This window comes from Myceligenerans halotolerans (assembly GCF_054782975.1).
This window is the reverse complement of record NZ_BAAGRL010000013.1, coordinates 103825-126181: the sequence shown is the minus strand read 5'-3', so window position 1 is coordinate 126181 and position 22357 is coordinate 103825. Positions and strand designations below refer to the sequence as shown.

Annotated in this window: 22 protein-coding genes; 15 read left to right on the top strand and 7 right to left on the bottom strand. The window is 68.0% G+C overall.

From position 1 onward, the window contains the following. Positions 1-83: 83 nt before the first annotated feature. The gene (locus ACYVK5_RS11450) at positions 84-617 is read left to right on the top strand and encodes a flavoprotein (protein ID WP_460704963.1); all 534 of its coding nucleotides are present in this window, start codon (positions 84-86) and stop codon (positions 615-617) included. A 16-nt stretch (positions 618-633) separates the two neighbouring features. Here ACYVK5_RS11450 and ACYVK5_RS11445 read toward each other — a convergent pair whose 3' ends face one another. After that, positions 634-1839, bottom strand: coding sequence for a helix-turn-helix domain-containing protein (locus ACYVK5_RS11445; protein WP_460704961.1), 1206 nt, complete (start codon positions 1837-1839; stop codon positions 634-636). A gap of 189 nt (positions 1840-2028) precedes the next feature. On the opposite strand from ACYVK5_RS11445, the gene ACYVK5_RS11440 reads away from it, so the two are divergent. The 4 genes from ACYVK5_RS11440 to ACYVK5_RS11425 all read left to right on the top strand — a co-directional run bounded on the left by ACYVK5_RS11440 (position 2029) and on the right by ACYVK5_RS11425 (position 5181). Continuing rightward, entirely contained in the window at positions 2029-2343 is a 315-nt protein-coding gene (locus ACYVK5_RS11440) for a hypothetical protein (RefSeq protein WP_460704959.1), read from the top strand. Then, positions 2337-2741, top strand: coding sequence for a hypothetical protein (locus ACYVK5_RS11435; protein ID WP_460704957.1), 405 nt, complete (start codon positions 2337-2339; stop codon positions 2739-2741). The genes ACYVK5_RS11440 and ACYVK5_RS11435 overlap by 7 nt, the downstream gene beginning before the upstream one ends. Then, positions 2738-3655 (top strand): HAD family hydrolase, encoded by a 918-nt coding sequence (locus tag ACYVK5_RS11430; protein ID WP_460704955.1) that lies wholly within the window; start codon positions 2738-2740, stop codon positions 3653-3655. Before ACYVK5_RS11435 ends, ACYVK5_RS11430 begins: the two co-directional genes overlap by 4 nt. Positions 3656-4011: 356 nt before the next feature. Further along, a complete protein-coding gene (locus tag ACYVK5_RS11425; RefSeq protein ID WP_460704953.1) occupies positions 4012-5181 on the top strand; it encodes an IS30 family transposase in 1170 nt (389 codons plus the stop codon). Between the two features lie 109 nt (positions 5182-5290). Here ACYVK5_RS11425 and ACYVK5_RS11420 read toward each other — a convergent pair whose 3' ends face one another. The 3 genes from ACYVK5_RS11420 to ACYVK5_RS11410 all read right to left on the bottom strand — a co-directional run bounded on the left by ACYVK5_RS11420 (position 5291) and on the right by ACYVK5_RS11410 (position 7836). Further along, entirely contained in the window at positions 5291-5677 is a 387-nt protein-coding gene (locus ACYVK5_RS11420) for a DUF7660 family protein (protein WP_460704952.1), read from the bottom strand. Between the two features lie 86 nt (positions 5678-5763). Then, complete coding sequence (locus ACYVK5_RS11415; protein WP_460704950.1) at positions 5764-6975, bottom strand: helix-turn-helix domain-containing protein; 1212 nt, start codon at positions 6973-6975, stop codon at positions 5764-5766. A 42-nt stretch (positions 6976-7017) separates the two neighbouring features. After that, positions 7018-7836, bottom strand: a complete 819-nt coding sequence (locus ACYVK5_RS11410; protein ID WP_460704948.1) for an NAD-dependent epimerase/dehydratase family protein — start codon at positions 7834-7836, stop codon at positions 7018-7020. Between the two features lie 171 nt (positions 7837-8007). Between ACYVK5_RS11410 and ACYVK5_RS11405 the strand changes: the two genes are divergently transcribed. From ACYVK5_RS11405 to ACYVK5_RS11385, 5 genes are read left to right on the top strand one after another with little or no spacing between them, the layout of a single operon-like run. Continuing rightward, on the top strand, positions 8008-10395 hold the full coding sequence (locus ACYVK5_RS11405) for a glycosyltransferase family 4 protein (protein WP_460704946.1): 2388 nt from the start codon (positions 8008-8010) through the stop codon (positions 10393-10395). Between the two features lie 26 nt (positions 10396-10421). Further along, entirely contained in the window at positions 10422-11534 is a 1113-nt protein-coding gene (locus ACYVK5_RS11400) for a cupin domain-containing protein (RefSeq protein WP_460704944.1), read from the top strand. Then, positions 11531-12886, top strand: a complete 1356-nt coding sequence (locus ACYVK5_RS11395; protein WP_460704942.1) for a hypothetical protein — start codon at positions 11531-11533, stop codon at positions 12884-12886. Before ACYVK5_RS11400 ends, ACYVK5_RS11395 begins: the two co-directional genes overlap by 4 nt. Next, positions 12883-13602, top strand: a complete 720-nt coding sequence (locus tag ACYVK5_RS11390; RefSeq protein WP_460704940.1) for a class I SAM-dependent methyltransferase — start codon at positions 12883-12885, stop codon at positions 13600-13602. The genes ACYVK5_RS11395 and ACYVK5_RS11390 overlap by 4 nt, the downstream gene beginning before the upstream one ends. A gap of 17 nt (positions 13603-13619) precedes the next feature. After that, positions 13620-14327, top strand: a complete 708-nt coding sequence (locus tag ACYVK5_RS11385; protein ID WP_460704938.1) for an SDR family oxidoreductase — start codon at positions 13620-13622, stop codon at positions 14325-14327. Between the two features lie 167 nt (positions 14328-14494). Here ACYVK5_RS11385 and ACYVK5_RS11380 read toward each other — a convergent pair whose 3' ends face one another. Next, on the bottom strand, positions 14495-17518 hold the full coding sequence (locus ACYVK5_RS11380; RefSeq protein WP_460704936.1) for a glycine--tRNA ligase: 3024 nt from the start codon (positions 17516-17518) through the stop codon (positions 14495-14497). A gap of 482 nt (positions 17519-18000) precedes the next feature. On the opposite strand from ACYVK5_RS11380, the gene ACYVK5_RS11375 reads away from it, so the two are divergent. Beyond that, entirely contained in the window at positions 18001-18474 is a 474-nt protein-coding gene (locus ACYVK5_RS11375) for a hypothetical protein (protein WP_460704934.1), read from the top strand. Between the two features lie 281 nt (positions 18475-18755). Here the strand turns inward: ACYVK5_RS11375 and ACYVK5_RS11370 are convergent, their stop codons facing one another. Continuing rightward, positions 18756-18914 carry a hypothetical protein gene (locus tag ACYVK5_RS11370; RefSeq protein WP_460704969.1) on the bottom strand — a complete coding sequence of 53 codons (159 nt, stop codon included), beginning with the start codon at positions 18912-18914 and terminating at the stop codon, positions 18756-18758. Here ACYVK5_RS11370 and ACYVK5_RS11365 point away from each other — a divergent pair. The 4 genes from ACYVK5_RS11365 to ACYVK5_RS11350 are packed head-to-tail and all read left to right on the top strand — an operon-like array spanning position 18857 to position 21578. After that, positions 18857-19216: a lasso peptide biosynthesis B2 protein gene (locus tag ACYVK5_RS11365; RefSeq protein WP_460704932.1), complete on the top strand. Its 360-nt coding sequence runs from the start codon at positions 18857-18859 to the stop codon at positions 19214-19216. The two genes, ACYVK5_RS11370 and ACYVK5_RS11365, sit on opposite strands and share 58 nt — an antisense overlap. After that, positions 19213-19809 (top strand): GNAT family N-acetyltransferase, encoded by a 597-nt coding sequence (locus tag ACYVK5_RS11360; RefSeq protein WP_460704930.1) that lies wholly within the window; start codon positions 19213-19215, stop codon positions 19807-19809. The genes ACYVK5_RS11365 and ACYVK5_RS11360 overlap by 4 nt, the downstream gene beginning before the upstream one ends. Before the next feature lie 8 nt (positions 19810-19817). Then, complete coding sequence (locus tag ACYVK5_RS11355) at positions 19818-20837, top strand: protein-L-isoaspartate O-methyltransferase family protein (RefSeq protein WP_460704928.1); 1020 nt, start codon at positions 19818-19820, stop codon at positions 20835-20837. Positions 20838-20891: 54 nt separating this feature from the next. After that, positions 20892-21578 (top strand): GNAT family N-acetyltransferase, encoded by a 687-nt coding sequence (locus ACYVK5_RS11350; protein ID WP_460704926.1) that lies wholly within the window; start codon positions 20892-20894, stop codon positions 21576-21578. Here ACYVK5_RS11350 and ACYVK5_RS11345 read toward each other — a convergent pair. Continuing rightward, positions 21547-22311, bottom strand: a complete 765-nt coding sequence (locus ACYVK5_RS11345; RefSeq protein ID WP_460704924.1) for a CPBP family glutamic-type intramembrane protease — start codon at positions 22309-22311, stop codon at positions 21547-21549. The two genes, ACYVK5_RS11350 and ACYVK5_RS11345, sit on opposite strands and share 32 nt — an antisense overlap. Positions 22312-22357: the final 46 nt, after the last annotated feature.

The following is a 22357-nucleotide window of genomic DNA, read 5'->3' as shown; positions in this document are numbered from 1 at the left end:
TCCAGAGACCTCAACCGACCCGTCCGCACACTCCTCCAGTCATGACTTTGCCGGAGCCCTGAGTTGTCGGTAGTGTCGCGATCATGAATCGGGGTGTCTTGTACGTCGTGGTGTGCGCCGCCGGAGCGACCCGCCTGGTGCCGTCTGTGTTGCTGCCGATGGCGGCAGGACGCGACTGGGATATGCATGTCCTGGCGACCGAGCGTGCTGCGAGTGTGTTCGCCGAGACAGTGGCGGAGATCGAGGCGGCGACCGAACGGCCGGTGCGGACGGACTTCCACACCACGGCGGGGTACTCGCTGCCGGATCCCGACGCTGTGCTGATTGCACCGGCGTCGTACAACACGATCACGAAGCTCGCACTCGGGATCGCGGACACGTACGTGCTCACGCGCCTGACCGAGCAGATCGGGCGGGACATCCCGATCGCCGTCGGCCCGTACATCAACGGGAAGTTCGCCAAGCACCCCACCTACGAATCGAACCTTGATCTGTTGCGCAGTTGGGGGGTGCGGATTGTCATAGGGCCCGATGAGCCGCACATGTCCGGTGTCGGCGCGGCGAAGACGTTCCCCTGGGCGGAACTCCTTGATGCCGTCGAGCCCGACACCGCCTGATGACTCACTCTGGTGATCAGCCAGGATGACCCATCCAGGCGCTGAAACGTGCGAGCGGTTCGTTTGCACGCCGATGTGCTCGCACCAGCATGCGTAGCACCTCGCGAGTAGTAGGGTGGTGCCGGGTCTGCTGGGGCGCCAGTTCGCGGGCGCGAACGAGGCTTGTGAGGGCGTGGTCGTTGCGGTTCTGCCACAGGTATGCGCGGGCGAGGTCCACGTGATGGCGTGCCGTCCGGGTCGGGGCGAATCCCTGGGGAATCTCGAGCGTTTCAGCGACCTGCAGGGCTCGCGGGCCGTCGCCGAGTTCGATAAGGACGGCGACATCGTGAAACCCGGTGTTGGTGGGGCCGAACGCGAGGTTGCGCCACAGGTGATCCGTGTTCTGGGGCAGATGTCCAGTGATGGCCCGCGCCTCGGCGATGTGAGCACCGGCTATGTCGGAGTTTCCGGCGCGTGCGGCAAGGATCGCGGAGCGCAGATGCAGGGAGCCCTTCATCCGGAGCGCGGACGGGTCCGCGCCTTGCTCGTCGAGCGCTGCGCGGGCGTGATCAATGAGGCGGAGCCCGATGTCATACCCGCCGTGCCGCAGCATCGATGATGTGCGCTCGTAGGCGGCCAGGCCACCTATGAGCGGGTTGCCCCACTGGCCGGCGACCCAGAAGATGCGGTCGGCGACGATGGTGGCCAGATCGTTGTAGCCGGTGGCGTGCATGATCGACATCGTCGGGTGGAGCAGCGTTGCCAGGGCGTCGCACAGGGTTTCGCGCTCGGTGGATTGGTCGGTTGCGTGAAGGGCCGCGGTCGTCTCCAGCAGCAGCCCGGGAACGCGGGACAGGGCCTGGATGTTGCGGTCTTTCTGTCGTAGACGCGTGACCTCGATCGCGTCGGCCAGGAGCATCTCCGGGCTTCGAGGCGGGATCTCCAGGTCGGGCGGCAGGTCCCAGTAGTTCAGTGCCTGTCGCAGCGCGGGGACCCGATCGTGGATCTGGTCGCGGCGGGGGCCGTCGACGTCGTACGGCTGTCCGTTCAGCGTGGTCACATCGACGCTCAGAGGCTTGGCCACGGCCGCGATCAGTACCGGCGTGGCGTCCCTCGTGCCGGTTTCGACCTTCCGCAGCAGCGACAGACTGACTGCCGCTGCCTGCGCGAGCGCGGTCTGCGTCATGCCGCGCTGGACGCGGTAGTGCGCGATCCGGCGACCGATCGATTCCTCGTCGTCCATGGGCCTCCACCGCTCTCGTCGGGACTGTTGCCCTTGTGAGTCTTGCCCACCGTATCGGGAACGGGTGACACAAGAACGTGTCACTCGGCTCCCTGCGGTGCGGCGAATGTTGAACGTGCCAGCCCGGTACCTACCGGTCCGAGATCGAACCGACGGTCTACGACGCCGTCGACGAGAAGGGGGCATGTGATGGCACGGAACGAGGCAGCACCCGTCAACGAGCGGGCGCCTGATCAGCTCGACCCGGCGATGGGCGTCCTGCGCGGAGCGCTGGACCGGATCGGTGCCGATCGCATCGCCCTGGCCACGGTCGCGCGGAGTTGGGTGTGCGTCCAGCCGGTCCGGCTGGACGACGGCGAGCAGATCGCCCGCATGCTCGGCTGCACGAACCCCCTGGACCACCGGCTGCTCGTGCCCGGGCACACGCTCTGGACCGGGACCAGCGAGGGCCTGGAGCTCCAGGTCCGTTCCGCACTCCGCGGCCCGACCCGGGCGGCATGGTGAACACGGCCGCGCCGGCCGCCGTCGGCTACGTCTCCGCGCCCGACGACGAAGCCCTGTGCCAGCAACGCGAGGCGGTCACCAAGCATGCGCGGGCCGAGGGGTTCGCACTCGCGCAGATCGTGACCGACAGATTCAACGGCTTCACGATCAGCCAAGTGCTCGACGCCGCGCGCGTGCACGACGCCCGGCTCGTGATCGTCCCGGCCGACACGACACTCGCGACTGCCCGAGCCCGGATCGCACACGAACTCGAACATTCCGGTGCCGCCTGCGCCGTCATCGACGACTCCACGACGAGCGCCGTGGAACCCAGAACCATGACGACAACGACGCCACGCCTGACCGACACCCTCCGGCGCCGCACACCCCGACACGCAGCAAGGAAAGAAGCGCAATGACCAGCACCAAGACCATCGCCACGGCAACAGCAACGGCAACGACCGACGGACCGAGCGCGGAGGCCTGCGCCATTGCTGACGACGCCGCGACCGACGCGCAGATGATGCTCGCGCTCGACCTTGACGGCACCCTCGTGCGCGAGGGCACCATCGATGTGCCGCCCGTGACCGCCGACGCGGCGCAGGACGTCGTCGCCGCGGGCCACCACATCGTGTTGAGCACGGGCAGGTCGCTTGTCGGGGCGCTTCCGGTCGCGGCGAGCCTCGGGCTGACGTCAGGCTGGCTGGTGACGTCGAACGGCGCGGTGATCGCGCGCCTGGTTCCGAACGCGCCGGGCGGGTACGAGATCGTCGACGCGTTCACCTTCGACGTCGGACCGGTGGTCAAGCTGGCGCGGGAGCTCATGGCCGAGGTGGAGATCGCGGTGGAGGAGGTGGGCTACGGGTACCTCGTGACCCGTGAGTTCGAGCGCGGGGCGCTGTCCGGGCGCCAGACCGTTGTCACGGATGACGCCCTCCCCATCGCCACGACCCGGCTCGTGCTGCGCGCCCCCGGAGTGGTCGAGACCCTCTTGCGGCCCGTACGAGCGCTCAATGTGACTGCCACGCCAGCGTCGTCGTCGTGGGTCGATGTGACGCCGCCTCTCCTGTCCAAGGCAACCGCGCTCTTCCGTGTCCGACGGCGTCTCGGCGTCGATCCGGCGAACACGCTGGCGATCGGAGACGCCCTGAACGATGTGCCGGCATTCAAGTGGGCCGCCACCGCGATCGCGATGGGCGGTTCGCCGGACGCCGTCCAGGCCGCCGCCGACGCCACGACGGGCACGCTCGCGCAGCACGGCGCGGCGACCATTCTCGAGGCCATCGCCGCAGGTAGACCTGCCATCGCCGAGCCCGTCAGGCGGAGTACCTGACCGACGGACTCATCATCTTGCGGTCGTTGCGCCCCTGCATCGGTCGCGAGCCCGCCACCCAGACCACTGGCGGGACACGGGCCGGGACCTGACCCCGCGAGTTCTAGCGGTCCCCGCAACACCCTGGATTTCAGGGGGTTGCGGGGACCGTGGTTTCTGACGAGCTCAAGGCGAGGTTCTTCGCGGCGCTGGACCAGGAGGACGGCAGTATTGCTGGGGCTGCGCGAGTGGTTGGTGTGAGTGCGAGGACGGCGTACAGGTGGGCGAGGAGAGCGGGGATCCGTGGCCGAGGGAAGCTGGGCGGGCGAGGCGTTCACCCGAGTCGGGTCGAGTTCTGCAAGCTCCGCGCGGCCGGGATGCCACGGCGCCAGGCCGCGGCCCAGGTCGGCATTCACCTGCGCACTGCCGAAGATTGGGACCGGGGCGTCAAGAAGTCGAACGGAGCGCGCACCTACCCAGACGGTCGTCGTGTCGGCTACAAGTCGGGTGTGACCACCGTCGTGGAGGGACCGTCCGTCGCGGCGGTCGAGGCCGTGCTGCACTCGCGGTTCTTGACCGTGACCGATCGTGAGCAGATCGCCGACTTGCACCGGCAGGGCGCCTCGTTGCGGGCGATCGGGCGGGCGCTGGGCAGGTCGGCGTCAACGATCAAGCGAGAGGTCGATGCTCGTTCGGTCGATGGCGTCTACCGGCCGCACGCCGCGCAGCGGGCGTGGGCGAGCAGTCGTGGGCGCGCGAAGGCGTCGAAGCTGGCCCAGGACGGACCGCTGCGTGACTTCGTCGCCGGCAAGCTGCGAGAGCGCTGGTCGCCCGAGCAGATCTGCCACGCTCTGATCCAGGAGTTTCCCAACGACGAGAGCATGCGCGTGAGCATCGAGACGGTCTACCAGGCGATCTACGTCCAGGCTCGCGGCGGGCTACGACGGGAGGTCGCAGACGCGTTGCGCACCGGGCGCACCCGCCGCAAACCGCACCGCAGCCCGGAACAGCGCACGCCCAGGTTCGTCGAGGAGATGGTGATGATCTCCGAGCGTCCCGCACAGATCGAGGATCGGGCGGTGCCCGGTCACTGGGAGGGTGACCTGATCGTCGGCACCGGCGGCAAGAGCGCGATCGTGACCCTGGTCGAGCGCACCACTCGCTACGTGATGCTCGGGCACCTGCCCGGCGGGCACACCGCCGAAGAGGTCCGCGACGTGCTCGTGCCCCTGATCGGCACATTGCCCGAGCATCTACGCGGGTCACTGACCTGGGACCAGGGCTGCGAGATGGCCGCGCACAAACAGTTCACGATCGCCACCGGCGTGCCGGTCTACTTCTGCGAACCACACTCGCCCTGGCAGCGCGGCAGCAACGAGAACACCAACGGCCTGCTGCGCCAATACTTCCCCAAGGGCACTGATCTGTCCGTCCACTCCACCGAGGACCTCGAGCACGTCGCCCAACAACTCAACGGACGACCACGCAAAACGCTCGACTGGATAACACCAGCCGAGCGCCTGCGTGATCTACTGACCACCACTTAGGTCATCAGGTGTTGCGAGGACCCCGAGAATCCGCCCCCTGGGTCCCGGCCCGTGCTGGGCACCACTTCGCGCTTGCGGGTAGCAGGAAAGCGGCAGTCGGCAGGCTCGGTCACTCGTAGCTGGTCGCGGCACGCAGCCCGTCGTTGACAACCTCCCAGCCGTTCGCTGGCGGGACTCGCCGATCGTTGAGGTAGTACCCGTCAGAGTCCTCCAACCAGTTCGCGAAGGCTTCCAGGTACTCGTGCAACATCGGATTGGTCCACGGCACATCGGACGCCGACTCGATCGCCAGCGTGCGAGCGGTTCGGACGACAAGCTCACGGCCGGCGCCGACCGTTGCGGACGGGCAGCCGCCAGCAGAACACGCCTGGTCGACATCGACCTCACCGTGCTCGAACTCGTAGTGGAAGCACATGTAGTGCATCTGCTCAAAGACGTCGAGCTGCGCAGCGCTGACCCGGACCGGCCGGTCGCACCGGCGACATATGAGCTCCATGCAGGCGAGCATCGCATGTGCGATCGGGGGAATCCCTCACCTGAACAGCCCGGCGTCATATCGGGCTATTCCGCCCGCGCGGCCTATCAGGCGTGCGGGCCGACGCCGACCCAGGCGCTAAAGCGGGCCAGTGGCTCGTTCGCCTGGCGGTGGGCGCGCACGAGCATGCGGAGTACCTCGCGAGTGGTGGGGTGGTGGCGGGTCTGCTGGGGCGCGAGTTCGCGGGCCTTGTGCAGGCAGGCCAGGGCGCGGTCGTTGCGTCCCTGCCACAGGTAGGCGCGGGCGAGGTCCATGTAGTGATGGCTGGCACGGATCGCGGGGATGGCGGTCGAGAGGCGCAGCGGCTCGGCACGGTCGAGCGCGGCCGGACCGTCGCCGAGCTCGATCGCGGCGGCGACGTCGTGAATGCCGACGTTGCTGGGGCCGAAGGTGAGCTGGTGCCAGCCACCGTCGCTGTCCGTACCGACCCGGTTGGCGAGCTCTTTCGCCTCGCTCAGGTGCGTCTCGGTGGTTGCGGCGTTTCCGGCGCGGGCGGCCAGGATCGCACCGCGCAGGTGCAGGGATCCCGCCATGCGCTGGCCGTCGGACCCATCGACGTCAACATCCACGTTGGCGTGTGCGCGTTCCAGCAGATTCTGTCCGACGTCGTAGGCACCGGCGCGCAAGAGCGACGTCGTACGGGCCCAGGCCGCCAGAGCCGCCATCAGCGGGTCAGCGGACTGACCGGCGGCCCAGGTGAGGCGATCCTCCACGACGGTTGACAGGTCCTCCTGGCCCGTCTTGTACGTGACCGAGTGGGCGGCGAACAACAGGACGGTCAGGATCTCGAAGTAGCGCTCACGCCTCGTCCCGGTGGCCTCCACCGCGCTTGCGGTCGCCTCCAGCAGAAGTGCCGGCAGCCGTGCGGCGACCTGTAGGTGCTGGGCGGCCTGGCGCAGGCGAGAGATCTCGCGGGCGTCCGTTTCGAGCTGCGCCCACCTGCGTGGCGCGGTCTCCAGCACGGGAGCCACGTCCCAGTACGCCAAGGCACGGCGGAGAGGCGGCATCAGGGCGTGGATCTGATCGGGGTGGCGGCCGTCGCGGTCATACGGCTGGCCGTTGAGCGTGGTGACATCGACGTCGAGTGCCTTGGCGACCGCGGCGACCACGACCGGGGTTGCGTCCCGCGAGCCCTGTTCGAGTTTCCGGACCAGCGACACGCTGATCGACGCTCGCTGTGCGAGGGCGAGCTGGGTCATCTGGCGGACCTTGCGGTAATGCGCGACCCGGCTCCCGATCGTCTCTTCGAGATCACTCATGGCCTCGACCCTCCCTCGCCTGAGACTGCTTGGTGCGTCAGCCTACGCATCGGTACTCCCTTCACGTGCCATGTCCGGCCACAGTCTCGCGCTGACCACGCGCGTGGAGCCGGACACGTCCTCGCCGGGCTGCTCAGTCAGCAGTCCGGCCTCGCGGGCCAGGGTGGCGTCGATCCGGTAATCCAGGAGGTCGGGCCGGTCCGAGGCCACGATCTCAGCGTCGAACAGGCGCGCGGCCGTGCTGACGGCGTCAGCGAACGCGGCGTTCGCACTGGCGACATTGAATACCCCTGGCTGCCGTGACCGAGCTGCGGCGTGCAGTGCCCGTGCGGCCTGGTCGCGGTGTAGCCAGCCGCGCCAGTGCGCCGGATCGGGAACGGTGACCGTGCCCTCGTCGTGCGCCTCGGTGAGCCACTTGGTCACTCGGTCCCGCCGAATCCCGCGCGGATCCGCGCCGTACAGGGCACCGAACCGCAACACCGACGACGTGATGCCCTCCGCTCGTTCGAGGGTGTCCTCACCGGCCTTCTTCAGCTGGGCGTGAGGCGTGACCAACTGCAGCGGCGTGTCCTCGGTGCAGGTTCGGCCGGCAGCGTCGCCGTAGACCGTGCACGTGGACACGTACACCACATGCGAACCGACCGGAAGAACACCGACCAGGTCACCGAGCCGATCGAGTTCTTCGTGCTTGGCTCCGTCGAGCAGCCACACGATGACAGGCGCCTCGCTCGCAGGAAGCCGCGAGAGCAGGTCCGCCCAGGATCGCGAAGCGCCGCCGCCGTCGCGCGAGACGGCAACGGCCTCGGGAGCGAGCGGCATGAGCGCGGACCCGATGTATCCCAGACCTCCGACAACGAACACGTCACCTGCCTACCGCATCCACCGCGAAGTGGCCAGATCCAGAGCTGACACAGATGTGTGTCACTTCCGCTTTGTCCGAGAAAGCATCGTTGAGGCAGACATCTTGGGCCCTGGGCCCTGGGCCCTGGGCCGAGGAACGTTCCATCCGCACGATACGGAAGGAGCACCACCATGCACGCTGCTGTCGAGAACCGAACGACGAGGCGATCCGAAGGCGCGGTAGTCGTTGTGCTGCACGACGGCTGGTACGGCTGCGGGACAGGTTCTGGGCATAGCAACCGGCGCCTGGTCGAACTGTTGGATGCGGTCCTCGCCGTGCAGGTGGACATGGTCGTCCTTCCGGTGCGTGTGGACGCAGCCAGTCCTCACTTCGACGCGAAGTGGCACGAGGAGGTGACTGGACGGCTCGGCCGTGGCGGCAGGCGAGTCAAGGTGTACCCGCTGGAGAACGCGACGGGCGGTCGTTCGCGGTTCGGGGGCATGGCCTCGTTCGCCGAGCTGGAGGAGCATGTACCGGCCGTTCTCGACGGGATCATGTCCGCGTACGAGCGTGGGTTGCTTCTCATGCTGGACGTTCCTTTTCTCGGTGTCGCCGCGAGGATCGCGCACCATGTGGGGTGGGCGCGTCTCGTGCTGCCGCGCTCAAGCGCGACGCTGCATTGTCCGGACAACACGGCCCGGACGACATGGGAGGCGGGCTCCCTGCGTCGTGCCGCCGCACGCGGTGTACATGTGGGCGCGATCGCACCGTTCATGCGACGGCACCTGGTCGCTGATCTCGGCGTCCCGGACGCCTGCGTCATCGACCTCACCAACGGGCTGACGCCTGCCGACACCCGACTCGAAGCTGCGGGCAAAGAGCTGCTGCCCGAGGGGGTCGGTGAGGCGGGGTTCGTTCTTGCACTCGGCCGCGCCGTCGCGCACAAGGGTTTCGAGGATCTCCTGGATGCGTGGGATGTGCTCGCAGACGCCGGTGAGGGCCTTCCGCACCTCGTGGTTGCTGCAACGTCCGAACGACCAGTCACCCCCTATCAGCGACTTCTCGCCGGGAGGATTCGTGACAAGGGACTGAGCGCGTCACTCATCACTCGCTACTCCAGCGAGGCTCGGTCATTGCTGGCGCACCCCGGCGTGCGCGCCGTGGTGATTCCCTCCCGGGTCGAGCCGTTCGGGCGGATCCCGCTCGAGGCATACGCGTTGGGCGCCGGACCGGTGGTCGCGACCACTGCCGGCGGACTGGCGGACCTGGTCACCGACGGGGAGACCGGATTCACCTGCAGTCCCGGCGCGCCTGATGAGCTGGCACTGGCCCTGCGGCGGGCGCTGCGTGTCTCACCGGCTCAGCGCGCTCGGATGCGTGTCGCCACCGAGCCCGTCCTTGCGGCGCACGACTATGCGGCCAGCCTGACTCGCACCCTGAGGACTCTGATCCCCTGGTCGCTGGACACCGATGCGCCCAACCAGACTTCCGAGGTCTCAGCTGTGACGTCACACGGTCTGCGAGTGCTTCAGGTACCGGAGCAGTGCGCCTGGAACCCCTACGTTGCCGCTGGCGAGAATGCGCTCGCCGACCTCGGTGCACAACTCCTGCGGCCGGGAACCTGCATCGACTCTCCCTCACCACCGCCGCCTGTCGCGACAGTTGATGAATCTCGCGCCGACGTCGTGCACGTGCACTGGCCCGAGAAACTTGCCGAGGCCCACGGCCGTACCGCTGCGATCGAGATCCTTCGCGCGCGCAAGGCCGAGGGCGCCGTGGTCGTTCAGACGATCCACAACATCGCGGCACATGAACCGTCAGGCGACCGTGGGGCCTACCTGGCCGAGGTCGACCGACTCACTGACGGGATTCACGTCTTCTCCGCCGAGCATGAGCGAGCTGCCCGCGCGGCACGACCCGAACTACCAACCGCGGTCTTCCGCTCTCCGCATCCGTTGCTCCCTATAGGCGCGACGATGCTCCGCCGCCCAGCACCCGGCGGTTTACGCATGGGATGTTTCGGACGCCTGCGGCGCTACAAGCGAATCGAAGCCTTCGCGAGTGCCTTCCTCGAGGTGACCGATGCTCCGGCCACCCTCCTCATTGCGGGCCACCCCGACAACGCGGACACCGGCGCGGCCTTGACAGCCCTGGCCACTACGGATCCGCGGATCGAGTACCGGCCCGGCTTCGTCGTAGACGATCAGGAGTTCTGGTCCGCCCTCGGCGAGGTCGACTGGATCGCCCTGCCGTATGCGGTCCTGCACTCATCCGGCGTCCTCGTGGCGGCGCTCCAGGCTGGACGCCGAATCCTGAGCGCTCCCCCAATGGGCGGGATCGGCCTGTACACCACCGAACGGAACCCGGCCTGGTGGATCACAGCCAGCCCATTCGAGCACTGGGACGCACTGCGCCGATGGAAGGAGGAAGCTCCGCACTGCTCGGCCACCCCTGACTCACAGCGCCTGCTCCTTCCCGACTGGGGCACCGCTGCCGCGGGACAGTCCGCCTTCTACGCCCGCCTGCTCGCCGCGATGTCCACCCGACAGCGCCCACCCGCCCGCCTCGGCGCCCTCTGAACTCGGCGCCAACATGGAGGTTCACCGTGAACGCCAATACCGCGCCCGTCCACCGTCCGCTGACAGACGGGGATGTCTACGACTTCGGCACGCACGCCAATGACTTTCTCGTGCGTCGCGAGCAGGCACTGGCCACCGAGGTATTCACAGTTCGAGTCCCTGGAGAGCGAGCGGTTCCCGAACATGTCCACACCGACATGGAGCAGACCTTCGTGTTCGTCTCCGGTGTCGGTACGGCGTACCTGTCCCGGCACGGGGCGAGGCACACGTTCACCTGCCGGCCAGGCGACACCCTGTTCGTGCCCACCGGATGGCACCACACGGTGGCCGCGAACTCCTTGGAGGGCGTCGTCTACGTCTGCATCAATGCGTTCGTTCCCGATCAGGAGCGGGTCGGCGGCACGGCCATCGAACATGCCGACATCGTCGCGCCCCGATTTCCCCCGTCACGGCCTGTTGCGACAGATCAGACCGATGTTCAGGTGGCCGTGGCACGGTGCGCGGAGGCGACTTTCGCGCTCGTCGGCGACGGCCCGCGGCGTACCGCGAACTTCGACGCCTTCGACGCCACGCTCCTGCACCGTCCCGATTCCTATCGGGTGCGACAGGTCGGCCCGTTCATCTTCCCGGTTCCCGTGGTACCAGTGCCGCGCGTCTTCACCGCCGACGCCGCCGACCTCCTGCACGACGCCGCCATGGGCTTGGACGTCTTCATCGAGGGCAGCCAGTCACCGATTGCGACCAAAGAGCCAACCCAGGGCTCTGACGTCGATGTTCTCATCGCGGTCAGGACCGCAGAAGATCTCGCCCGGGCACGTGAGCTCGCACGCTGGCTCCCCGACGTCCTGGCGCACCTGGATGCTGAGGTATCCGTCGGCATCGTGCACACCGACTGGCTCGGGCTACCGGGCTTCTACTCCGCGCTGTCCGTGAATCCCGGCTCGTCGGACCGCGTGTGGTGGCACCGCGAGCCAGCCGAGAGGGCAGCCGAGGCCCGTCGCCGCATCTCGGCCGCCCTGCGCGCGCTGGATGAGCCCGGCCGAGCACGGGAGATCTTGCGCCGATCGGTGGACCTGCTCGGTCAGTCCATCGATGTCACCGACTTCCAGATCACCCCACGATGGCGGGGATACCCATGAGTCTGCTCGAACCGTACGCCGATGCGGCCTCTGGCTGGCTGGACCCCGCTATGGACCACAGTACGTCTCTACGTGAAGCGCTCTCCCGGTCGCGTCCACGATGGAGCCCCGAATGGGACCACCGCGTCGAGCGCATCCGTCAGCCCATCGTCTTCCCTCTGCTTTACGCACACCGCGCGCGGATCACGCCCATCGCGTTCCACCAGCTCATCGACGCCGCGCAAGAAGCCGCCCGCATGCACAGCCACGTCGTGCTCACCTCCGTGCCGACCGGACGCGGGGGCCCGGACCCGAGCGCGCCCTCGATCGTCGTGCGGACCGCGCAGGCGTTCACCGATGTCGGGCTGGACGTCCGGCCTGGCCCTGATCTGGCTGCAACACCACCGCAGACGCTCTTGGCACGGTTGTGCTCCAGCAGGATGACCCGTCGCAGCGTCGATCTGGCGAACATTCTGGTCGCCGCGGCAGCAGACGCCTCGGCAACAACCCATGTCCTGCTCGCCGACGGGCTCGCGGCGGGGGATCAGCTTCGCGGGTTCGACCTGCATGCTCCCCTCACTCGGCTCTGCCACCCTCGCGAACCCTTCGCGCCGCCTCCTGCCGGTGCCAAGCGGCTCCCAGCAGGCCAGGACGCACGGTGGGCAGCCGCCTTCACGCTCAACCTGACAGAAACGACATCGACCTACGACAGCGCAACTCTCAGCGCTCGGACAGGTCCGCTCTGGCACCGATTGCATCGCGAGCAGCTCACCGGTCCGCGCACCCCCGACACCGAGGCGTCAATCCGCGCTCATATCAACGGGCACGAACGCGGCGACGAGGTGACCATCCCGCTGTTCGGAGCCCCGGTAGTTGCGCCACCGAGCACAGCGCTCCTCGACTACGCGGCGGTGGCCGGCCCCATGACGCTCATCGTGGACGACCTGACACCAGCACTCGCCTACGCCGATCACTCCCCAGAGTCCCTCCGGAAGACGTACAACAGTGCGGCAGCCGCGCGAGGCGGGCGGTCGCTGTTCCTCAGCGAACTGCCCGAGCTCGCTGCCCGGCTGGAAGACGCCCTGGCAACTCTCACGCTGGGCGACCTGCACCGCGCCGTCGGGCCACGCAGCAGGCGAGTCCGGGGCCACCTGACCGGCTACGACGCCCTGCACCTGGCCGTCATGGGTCTGGCCTGTACCGCACGGCCAGGCACGACGATCGCGCTCCGGGCGGCCAACCTCGCACAACTTCGCGTCCTCAACGGCCTGAGTCCAATAACACGGACCATCACCTGCTCCGGACAGGGGGCGATCGAAGACGCCCATCTCTCTGTTCCTGCACGCTGGCTGACCGAAGGAGTCCTCGCGTGAGCAACACACCTGAACCCGATCCCATGGGGATGGCCCTTGCCGAGTCCGGCGCTGCGCCGCTGCTCGTGGAGCGGACCGACGGCCACATCAGCACCACCGACCTGCGCTGGTGGCTGGGCCTGGAGGGAAGCCACCCACCCGTGGACTTCCCCGCACTCGACTGGGCGCGCCCCGGCACCGCACTCGACATCGGCTGCTCCACCGGCCGCCACCTGACCTATCTCGGCGAGCACGACGTCGTCGCTCACGGCATCGACATCTGCGTCCCGGCCGTGGAACTCGCTCGCGCTGCCGGCGCCAGTGCCGAGGTCGCTGACGTCTACGCCTACACCCCGTCCCAGCCTGTCGATACCGTGATCGCGCTCGGCGGCGGCCTCGGAATCGCCGGCACCAAGGCGAAGGTTCCTGAGTTTCTCGACCTCCTGGCGTCCTGGCTCGCGCCCGGCGGCTCCATCATCACCTCCAGCGTCGACTGGACGGCAACCGCGGATCTACACCGACGCTGGATCGACGCAGCCAACTTGGATGATCGCCATCCCGGCGACGTTCGCGTCCGGCTGCGCTACCGCGACATCGTCGGAGACTGGTTCGACTGGACCTGGCTCGATCCCGACACCCTCGAACACAGCGCCCGCGCTTGCGGCCTCACCGTCACCCGGATGTCACGCTTCAGCCGCGCCTGGTACGCGGCAGAACTCACCCGGACGGCAGCCTAATGTCCCGGCTGCGAATCGTGACTGGCGCCGCGGGCCAGGTGGGGGAAGCCCTGGCAACCCACCTGCGCCGCCAAGCCGACCTCGTCCTGGCCGTTGACGCACAACCGGGGCCCGACATCGCCGCCGTCGATGTGACCGACCTAGCCTTTGGCACGCTACTTCGCGAACAGGTCGAGCGGCACGACGTGAACCGGGTCGAACTCTTCCACGCGGCAGCAGCGCTCGGCACCCGAGTGCCCATCGCGCGCACCGGCGTCGGGGAATTCACAGCATTGGTCGAAGCCAATCTCACGAGCGCGTTCGCCGCCCTTGCGGGGGTGGCTGACGTTCTTGAGGGATACCAGCTCACGGGCTCGGCAGTCGTCCTGTCGTCCGTGGGCGCCCATCGTGCCCACCGCTACCAACCCGCATACGACGCGGCCAAAGCTGGCACGGAGTCGCTGGTGCGGTCATTCGCACTCGAATACGGCGACCTGTTCTCGCCTCGAGCGGTCGCCGTGGGCCCGATCGCCGAGTCTTCGAGCACGGCGACCGACGGACGCTACGCGGCGGACCTTGTTGCCTTGGTGCCACGTGGTTCGTACATGAAGCTGACGGACCTGACAGCAGCACTCGACGCCTTCGCGGGCCCCGCGTTCGACGCCGCATGCGGACAGGTCCTTGTCCTCGACGGGGGCCTCAGCGTCCAGCTGCGCCCCGCCGTCAACGAACGTCCACCCGACTGATCGACTCCCCGAAGAATCGAGCCATGTGACGAGGACGACTACAGGGACGGCCGCAGTCGCGCGAAGATCGCCTGGAGTGCACGGCATCGCATCGCCGCGTACCCCTGGACGTGAAGAGGGTCGGGACCTCACTTGAGGTCCCGACCTTTTCACGTGTCCTTGACGGTTTAGCCAGTGACGCTGGCGGGCTTGCGACCTGTCGCCACGAGGCGGCTGGCCGCCTCCCAGTCGATCCCGGTGCGGCCTGCGATGTGGGTCACGGATGCCAGGAGTGCGATTCGGGCGTCTCGAACCTCGGCGTCCTCATCCATCACGAGAACCTCTTCGAGGAAGGTGTCCAGCACGCCGAGCGTCTCGCTGGACGCCGAGATGAGCTGAGGCAGCGTGATGCTCCGGCTGTCGAGCGTCCCTTGGAGCGCCTTGACGGCGGTGGCGAGCTGCTGCTCGACCGCGGCCGTCAGCAGCGCCGGATTGCCGTCGGGATCGGCGTCCTTGATCAGCCGGCGGATGCGCTGCACTGCTTCGACGAGCGACGCGAACCGGTCCTCGCCGGCAAGGTGCTCGATGTCCGCCAGGGTGGCGTCGGCGCGCCGCGGCTCGTTGGCGAGAGGGAGGACTGCAGCAACCGCGTCAGGGGAGCTCTCCGTGTCGAGGAGGGACTGCTCGAACCGTGCTCGCACGAACGCTTCGGTCGCGGTCAGAGCGGACTCAGAGACCGCCACGCCTTGGTCGTCGATGGTCGTTGCCGCGATCTGGAAGATGCCGCCGGTCGTGACTGCGTCGAACAGCGAGTGTGCGCGGATTGTCGCCAGGAGGCCGAGTGCGGCTCGCCGCAGGGCGAACGGATCCGAGCTTCCGGTGGGGTTGGCGCCGACCGCGAACAGGCCGACGAGCAGGTCCGCGCGGTCGGCGATCGCGAGGATCGCGCCAGCGGTGCTGCTCGCAACCGCGTCGTCGGACGTGCGGGGGCGTTCCATGTCGGCCAGCGCGTCGGCCACGGCCGGGCCCTCACCCGCGTTCGTGGCGTAGTAGCGGGCCATGGTGCCTGCCAGGGACGTCATCTCGATCACCATCTGTGAGCCGAGGTCGAACTTAGCCAGGTCCGCCGCCCGGTGCAGGGTGGTTCGCTCGGCGTCGTCGAGCCCGAGCCGTTCCCCGAGCGCCTTGGCGACAACCGCGATCCTTCCGGCGCGGTCTGCCATCGAGCCGAGGGTCTCCTCGAAAGCCAGCTTGGCCAGGCCGTCCTTCATCGTCTGCAGGGGTACCTTCTGGTCGGCTTCCCAGAAGAACAACGCATCCTCGAAACGCGCCCGGACCACGGCCTCGTTGCCTCGGGTGACCGTGGCCACGTCGCACGCACCGTTGGCGAACGTCAGGAAGTGAGGCAGGAGGCCGTCGGTGGTCCGCAGCGGCAGGTACCGCTGGTGCTTTCGCATCACGGAGGTGAGAATCTCCGGAGGAAGGTCCAGGTAGCGCTCGTCGAATGCCCCCAGGATCGGCACGGGCGACTCGACGAGGTTGACGATCTCCGCCACGACGGAGGCGTCTGCTTCGAGATCCACCCGCCCGGACACCTTCGCCGCATGCTCCTGGGCCGCGTCGAGAATTGTCGACCTGCGCGCCTGGGCATCAGCGACGATGTCGTGCTCACGAAGGAACTCCAGGTAGCCGTCGGCTGAGGGCACCTGGACCACTGGTTCGGCCGCTACCCGCTGAACGCGCGTCGTCGTGCCGCTGGTCAACTCCGACGCGGTGACCGGGATCGCGGTGCCGCCGAGCATGGCGAGCAGCCAACGCACCGGGCGGGCGTACGACAGAGCCGGGTCGTTCCACCGCATGTTGCGCTCAGCACGCAGATCGACCACGACCTGCGCGAGCAGGGACGAGAGCACCTCGGGCGCGGGACGCCCCTCGACGTTGCGCACGACAGCGACATACTCACTCCCGTCCTGCTCGATCCGGTCCAGCTGCGCGGGGTCGATACCGTGCTTTGCCGCGAATCCCGTCGCGGCACGCGTCGGGGCACCGGAGTCGTCAAAGGCCGCGGAGGTCCGCGGGCCGCGGATCGTCTCCACGGAGTCCGCTTCGCGGGGCGCGACATCCTCGACGAGCATCACCAGGCGACGAGGGGTTGCGTAAGCGTGCACCTGTCCGTGGCTCAGCTTCGTCGACGCGAGTCGTTCCGAGATCGTCGACTCCAACCAGTCCCTGGCCCGCGTGACCTCTGCCGCGGGCAGTTCCTCGACCCCGATCTCGAACAGCAGCCGAGCCGGCCCGGTCACGTCCGGCATGGCCAGCGGCGCCGGCGGCGCCTTTGGGGTAGCGGTTCCGAGAGGGAACCCGAGTTCGCTGCGGCGAGCGACAAACAGTTCGGCCACGCCCTTGGACAGATTGCGCATCAGCGCGAACGCGCGTGCCCGTTCCGCCGTCGAGACGGCCCCCCGCGCGTCGAGCACGTTGAATGCGTGCGAGCACTTGAGCACGTTGTAGTACGCGGGCATCGCCAAGCCCGCGTCAAGCATCTTCTGCGCCTCTTCGGCGTGCAGGTCGTACAGCCGCTGGGTAGTGACGATGTCCGCCTCGTCGAGGTAGTAGCGGCTCATCTCGTACTCGCTCTGGCCGAACGCCTCGCCGTAAGTGATCCCGGGCGCGTAGTCGATGTCCGCGAAGTGGGACACCCCTTGCAGCGCCATCACGATCCGCTCGATGCCGTAGGTGATCTCCACGGAGACCGGGTCGAGCTTGAGCGTGCCCGCCTGCTGGAAGTACGTGAACTGGGTGATCTCCAGGCCGTCGAGCCAGACCTCCCAGCCCAGACCCCACGCACCGAGCGCGGGAGAGGCCCAGTTGTCCTCGACGAACCGGATGTCGTGTGCCGCAAGATCGACCCCGATGGCCTCCAGGGACGCGAGGTACACCTCCTGCGGGTCGCCCGGGTCCGGCTTCAGGATCACCTGGAACTGGGTGTGCGTCTGCAACCGGTTCGGATTCTGCCCGTAGCGGCTGTCGTCCGGCCGGACACTCGGCTCGACGTACGCCACTCGCCACGGCTCCGGCCCCAGGACCCGCAGCGTGGTCGCCGGGTTGGCCGTACCCGCACCGACCTCCGTGTTGAAAGGTTGCACGATCATCGCGCCGCGCTCGGTCCAGTAGGCAGTCAAACGCAGCAGTACGTCCTGAAGGCTCAGCATCGGTTTCCGTCGTCAATCGGTCGAAAGTGGGTGCGCACTCCCACTGTCATGCAAAGTGCGCACAGGATGCACAGTTTGGGGTCCTCGTCTGCGCAAACAGTATGGGAGGCGACCATGGCTGTCAATTCAGTTGTGGTATGTTCTAAGCAGTTATATAGCTTTGCGACTTCATCGTTGTGAATAGTGATTTGATGGTAGATCACCCATTCGGTCCTGAGAATTATCGAGCAAATCTATTCATTGCGTAAACGGGGCCTCCTGGGCAAGGTGATGCGCGGTCTCTCGGCATCCGGGACCCGCCTGCCGCGGAGCGGTACCGAGCCGCTGGCAAGGTTCTCCGGCTGGGTCGGGACTGCCCGACTGGCCAGAAGTAAACGACCGTCTACGTGCGGCATGGCGGGAGCCCTCCCTGGGCGTCCGGCGTACAAACGCAGGGATCCGACCCAGTGTAAGGAGCCCGAATGCCGTACCGACGAGCAATCATGAGCGTACCGGCGGTGCTTGCACTGACGCTGGCGACTGCCGCCTGCGCAGGGGGCAGTCCCGGCGATGCCTCCGGACCCGCTCCTTCGAGCCCCGGTCCCACTGCGTTCGCAGCCGCGCCGTCGTCCGAGGCATCCCCGAGCCCGGCCGGCACCTCCGCATTCCCATCGCCGTCCCTCGACGCGTTCCGCGCCGACGACAAGAAGCGGTACAAGGCATGCCGGGACGGGGCCTGTGAGGTCCTCGTGACCGAGGGCACCACGTTCGCGATCGACCCCGGCGTGGCCGGCGGCATGGACACGGTCACGGTGACCGAGGTCGACGGCGAGGGTGCGGGCGTGGACTTCGACGGCCCCGGGATCCACATTCACCTGTACCGCCCTGCTGGGACGGGATCGAGCTACTCCAACGGGCTTGCGTTCGGAGTCGTCGCCGGGCAGGGGGACGAGGCGGTGATTCGGCTCGGGGAGTGAGGGGAGTGTGAGAGCAGCGAGCCGGAGTGTTGGCGCCGTCCGGCAGTCTTACGGCCTGACGCTCCCTGTCGCGGTAGTGGACGCCGACCCAGGTGCTGACGAGCTGTGGACCGTCGTGCGGCCTGTGTGTGCCGAGAAGCGTTGTTGGCCGTACTACCGGTAGCCCGTTCCGTCCTGGTCAGTCTTGAAGTCGGTGCAGGAACCGCTTCGGGTCTGCCAGGAACGATCGGGTGAGCGTCACCGGCAGGGCGTCGTCGTACTCGATCTGCTCGATGCCACGCTCATCGAGCTGGTAGATGACCGCACCCCGGTGCCGCGAGCAGGATCGGTGAGTGCGTCGCGACGATGAACTGCGCACCGCTCTGGGCAAGTTCCCCGATCCGTGCCAGCAGCGTCAGGCACCCGGTCACCGACAGGGCGGCCTCGGGCTCGTCGAGTATGTAGAGGCGGCGCGGGATGCCGCCCAGCCGATCTCGCCGAAGCAGAACGAGCCGTTACCGCCGTGCGCGCCGCTGCCCGCTGGGCGCCGGGCCGCGTGGCGTGTCTCGAAGAATCCGTTGCAGCCGTGGTCATGCTCGCAACTCGCGGACACTCCGTGACCTGGTGTCATGGTGTTGCAACCGACCCCTACGCCCTCCACGCTTGGATCCAATGCGATGGCCAGCCTGTCGCAGAACCAGCCTCCACCAGCCAGTACACGATCCTGCGCACCATCCCCGACCAACATCAGGAGATCGTATGACCGACACCACCCCCGACCTCTGGCTCACCCACGACGGCGTCGCCCTGGGACCGCTCCGCGCCGACCTGGCCGAGACGTACTGGCGCTGGGAGAACAGCTTGCCGGTCATGGCGGGCTATGGACGCCTGACCCCGGAGTCCCTCACCGGTCGCACTGAGGGCCTGACCTCCCAGATGCGATACACGGAAGGGCAGACCCGTTTCACGATCTACCAGGACGGCGACGGCACATGGATCCCGGTCGGCATGACCTCTCTGGTCATCGACCACCGCTACGGCTCCGCTGAGTTCTTCATCTACCTCGGCGACGCCGGCCGCGGCCACGGCGTCGGTACCAAGGCGACCACGATGGCCCTCGACTGGGCCTTCCACGTCACCCAGCTGCGCTCCGTCTACCTGTCCGTCATTGCGAACAACACGGCCGCGATCCGTGCCTACGAGAAGGCCGGATTCCGCGTCATCGGCACCCGTCGCCAGTCCAACTGGTGGCTCGGCAAGCCCGCCGACGAGGTCCTCATGGACGCGATCCCCGACGACTTCCCCGGCCCCCGACTCGTCGAGGCGGCGGTCCTAGACGACGTCGTAGGCAGCTGACGCAGTCCGTGAGCACCGTGACCGACGCCCTCGCCACCGTCGACTACGACCACTTCGTGACTCAGCCCGATGGGTCGAAGCTGCCGCAGTCCTCCAGCATCACCGCCATCCGGGAAATGCTGGAGGATCTCGATGTACGGCCAGGAGACCGAGTACTGGAGATCGGGACCGGATCCGGGTTCACTACCGGCCTGCTCGCCACCCTTGCCGGCGAGACCGGGACGGTGCATTCGGTCGAAGTTCTCGAAGACCTGGTTCCCCGGGCACGAGACCGCCTTGCGACGGCGGGTATCACCAACGCCGTCGTCGACTCCGGGGACGGATACACGGGCGATCCGGCACATGGCCCGTACGACCGTGTGATCGCCTGGGCGACGCCGCACGTGATCCCCGCCGCGTGGGTCGACCAGCTCACCACCGACGCGGTCGTGGTCGCACCGGTCAAGATCGCGCCGCTGGCCACAGCGCACGGCATCGTGGCGATCACCGTGATCGACGGAAGGCCAACGGCGGCGGCGGTGAAGCCGGGCGGGTACATCGAGATGCACCCCGAACCGATCAGCGTCTTCGGGCTCCCCGTCCGCTACGTCGACGCCTCGTACCTCTCTGACGAGACCGAGCCCTGGTGGCTGAGCAGCCTCGCCCTGCGCGACACACTCGACACCGCTCGGCATGTCCTCGACGCGCTCCGCACCGCACCGACGTCGGCACCGACACCCCTGACCCTGTCCGAGGACCTCAGCGACCTGGCGGCCTGGCTGTACGCCACAGCCCCGGCCAGCCTCGCCACTGCCGGGCTCTCCGACAGATTCGCGGCCATCGGCGCGGCTGACCAGGACGGTGCAGCCTTCCTCACCGCGGACGAACTGGTCACCACCGCGGGAAGGGACGACACCGCCGGCCTGCTGACCGGCTGGATCGAGGACTGGCGTGCCGCCGGCCGCCCCGGCTGGGACGACATGACCGGAACCGTCACCCCGACGGCCGAGGGCTGGATGGTCCGTCTCGGACTTCACTCCCGTCGATGAATCACGGCATTCGTGGAAGCCTCATGTCGCATGCAGCCGAGGGATGAGAACAGCATGCGAGAGCGCCTCGCCCGCGCCGTACCGACGTTCGGCCTGTCGGTGCGCTGGGGCGATCTGGAACTGCGCGTGCCGGACGACGTCGACCTCCTCGACCTGGCCGACATCGCCGCCGACGGTGTGCACGACCCGGATGCGACGCCGTTCTCGGTTCAGTGGACTCGCGGAACGCCCGAGGAGGTGCACCGCCAGGTACTCACCCACCACTGGCACGTGAGGCAGCGCCTGGACCCGGACAAGTGGACTCTGGAGCTCGGCGTCTACGTCGAAGGGCAGATCGTCGGCATCCAGGGGATCAGCGCGAAGAACTTCCCGGTGACCCGGGCGGCACACACCGGCTCCTGGCTCGGTATGGCCTACCAGGGTCGCGGCATCGGGACACGGATGCGGCTGGCGGTGCTCCATCTCGCGTTCGACGGGCTCGACACGGCCGAGGTGGCGAGCGAGGCGTTCGTCGACAACCCGGCCTCGAACGCCGTCTCCCGCCGACTGGGATACGAACCGAACGGCGTCTACGCCGTGGCCCGCGGCGGGAAGCCGGCGCAGGAGTACCACTACCGGATGACCCGCAGATTCTGGTACCGGCGTCCAGCGGAGTTGCGGCCCCCGGTCGTGATCGAGGGCGTTGAACCTGTCCGGGACCTGCTGGGTATCACGGCCGCGGAGCCGTTGCCGGGCGTGTGACGAAGCGAGGGATGCCGGTGGAGGAGACGACGACGGCGGCGACGGCGAAGGGAACGGCGCCGAGGGCCAGCATGCCTGCGATCTGGCCGCCGGTGAACTCGACGGCGTCGTGGGTGAGGACGAGTTGCGAGCCCGTCTGGAACGCCGTGTGGAAGCCGACGGGCATCCACACCGACCCCGTGATCATGCGGAGGTAGCCGAACCCGATCCCCATCGCGAGGAAGAGGGAGAGGTCCATGGGATTCCAGTGCTGTCGCAGCGCGCCTGCGAACAGGGTGAACAGCACGGCCTGGATCGTGATTACCCACCACCCGCGCGTGACCGAGCCCAGCACGGTCGTGACGTAGCCACGGAACACGACCTCCTCGGGGATCGCCTCGGCGAGCAGGTCCCGCGCGTCGCTCACGAGCTGCCCGAGCAGCATTCGTAGGCGGCGGTTCGCCAGGGGCAGCAGCGGGAACGTGACGCTGAGCAGCATGCCGCGGGTCCAGAACGTCGGTCCCGGGAGCATGCCCGGCGTCGACAGCGTGAGTTCGCAGCCCACGACGAGCCCGACGTCGGCTCCTGCCGTGTGGAGGTCCTCGGCGGTGGTCGCGGCCGTGCGGACTGCCTCCAGCAGTTCCTCGGCGGGCCGGTCGAAGGGTCGGGGCTGCAGCCAGACGGCGAGCCCTTCGTCCACGGCGCAGCGGGCCGCGACGTCGAGGCGCTCTGGATCGGTGGCCGTGATCAGCACGGCGTCGCAGCCGAGATCCTCGCGGATGGCGCGGAAGTCGCGCCGT

What these genes read in the sequence shown, in the direction of transcription:
- ACYVK5_RS11445 (WP_460704961.1), bottom strand. Translation starts at nt 1,839, where the DNA reads ATGGACGACGAGGAATCGATCGGTCGCCGGATCGCGCACTACCGCGTC.
- ACYVK5_RS11380 (WP_460704936.1), bottom strand. Translation starts at nt 17,518, where the DNA reads ATGCTGAGCCTTCAGGACGTACTGCTGCGTTTGACTGCCTACTGGACC.
- ACYVK5_RS11430 (WP_460704955.1), top strand. Translation starts at nt 2,738, where the DNA reads ATGACCAGCACCAAGACCATCGCCACGGCAACAGCAACGGCAACGACC.
- ACYVK5_RS11450 (WP_460704963.1), top strand. Translation starts at nt 84, where the DNA reads ATGAATCGGGGTGTCTTGTACGTCGTGGTGTGCGCCGCCGGAGCGACC.
- ACYVK5_RS11440 (WP_460704959.1), top strand. Translation starts at nt 2,029, where the DNA reads ATGGCACGGAACGAGGCAGCACCCGTCAACGAGCGGGCGCCTGATCAG.
- ACYVK5_RS11375 (WP_460704934.1), top strand. Translation starts at nt 18,001, where the DNA reads ATGAGCGTACCGGCGGTGCTTGCACTGACGCTGGCGACTGCCGCCTGC.
- ACYVK5_RS11395 (WP_460704942.1), top strand. Translation starts at nt 11,531, where the DNA reads ATGAGTCTGCTCGAACCGTACGCCGATGCGGCCTCTGGCTGGCTGGAC.
- ACYVK5_RS11350 (WP_460704926.1), top strand. Translation starts at nt 20,892, where the DNA reads ATGCGAGAGCGCCTCGCCCGCGCCGTACCGACGTTCGGCCTGTCGGTG.
- ACYVK5_RS11415 (WP_460704950.1), bottom strand. Translation starts at nt 6,975, where the DNA reads ATGAGTGATCTCGAAGAGACGATCGGGAGCCGGGTCGCGCATTACCGC.
- ACYVK5_RS11360 (WP_460704930.1), top strand. Translation starts at nt 19,213, where the DNA reads ATGACCGACACCACCCCCGACCTCTGGCTCACCCACGACGGCGTCGCC.
- ACYVK5_RS11405 (WP_460704946.1), top strand. Translation starts at nt 8,008, where the DNA reads ATGCACGCTGCTGTCGAGAACCGAACGACGAGGCGATCCGAAGGCGCG.
- ACYVK5_RS11435 (WP_460704957.1), top strand. Translation starts at nt 2,337, where the DNA reads ATGGTGAACACGGCCGCGCCGGCCGCCGTCGGCTACGTCTCCGCGCCC.
- ACYVK5_RS11425 (WP_460704953.1), top strand. Translation starts at nt 4,012, where the DNA reads ATGCCACGGCGCCAGGCCGCGGCCCAGGTCGGCATTCACCTGCGCACT.
- ACYVK5_RS11420 (WP_460704952.1), bottom strand. Translation starts at nt 5,677, where the DNA reads ATGGAGCTCATATGTCGCCGGTGCGACCGGCCGGTCCGGGTCAGCGCT.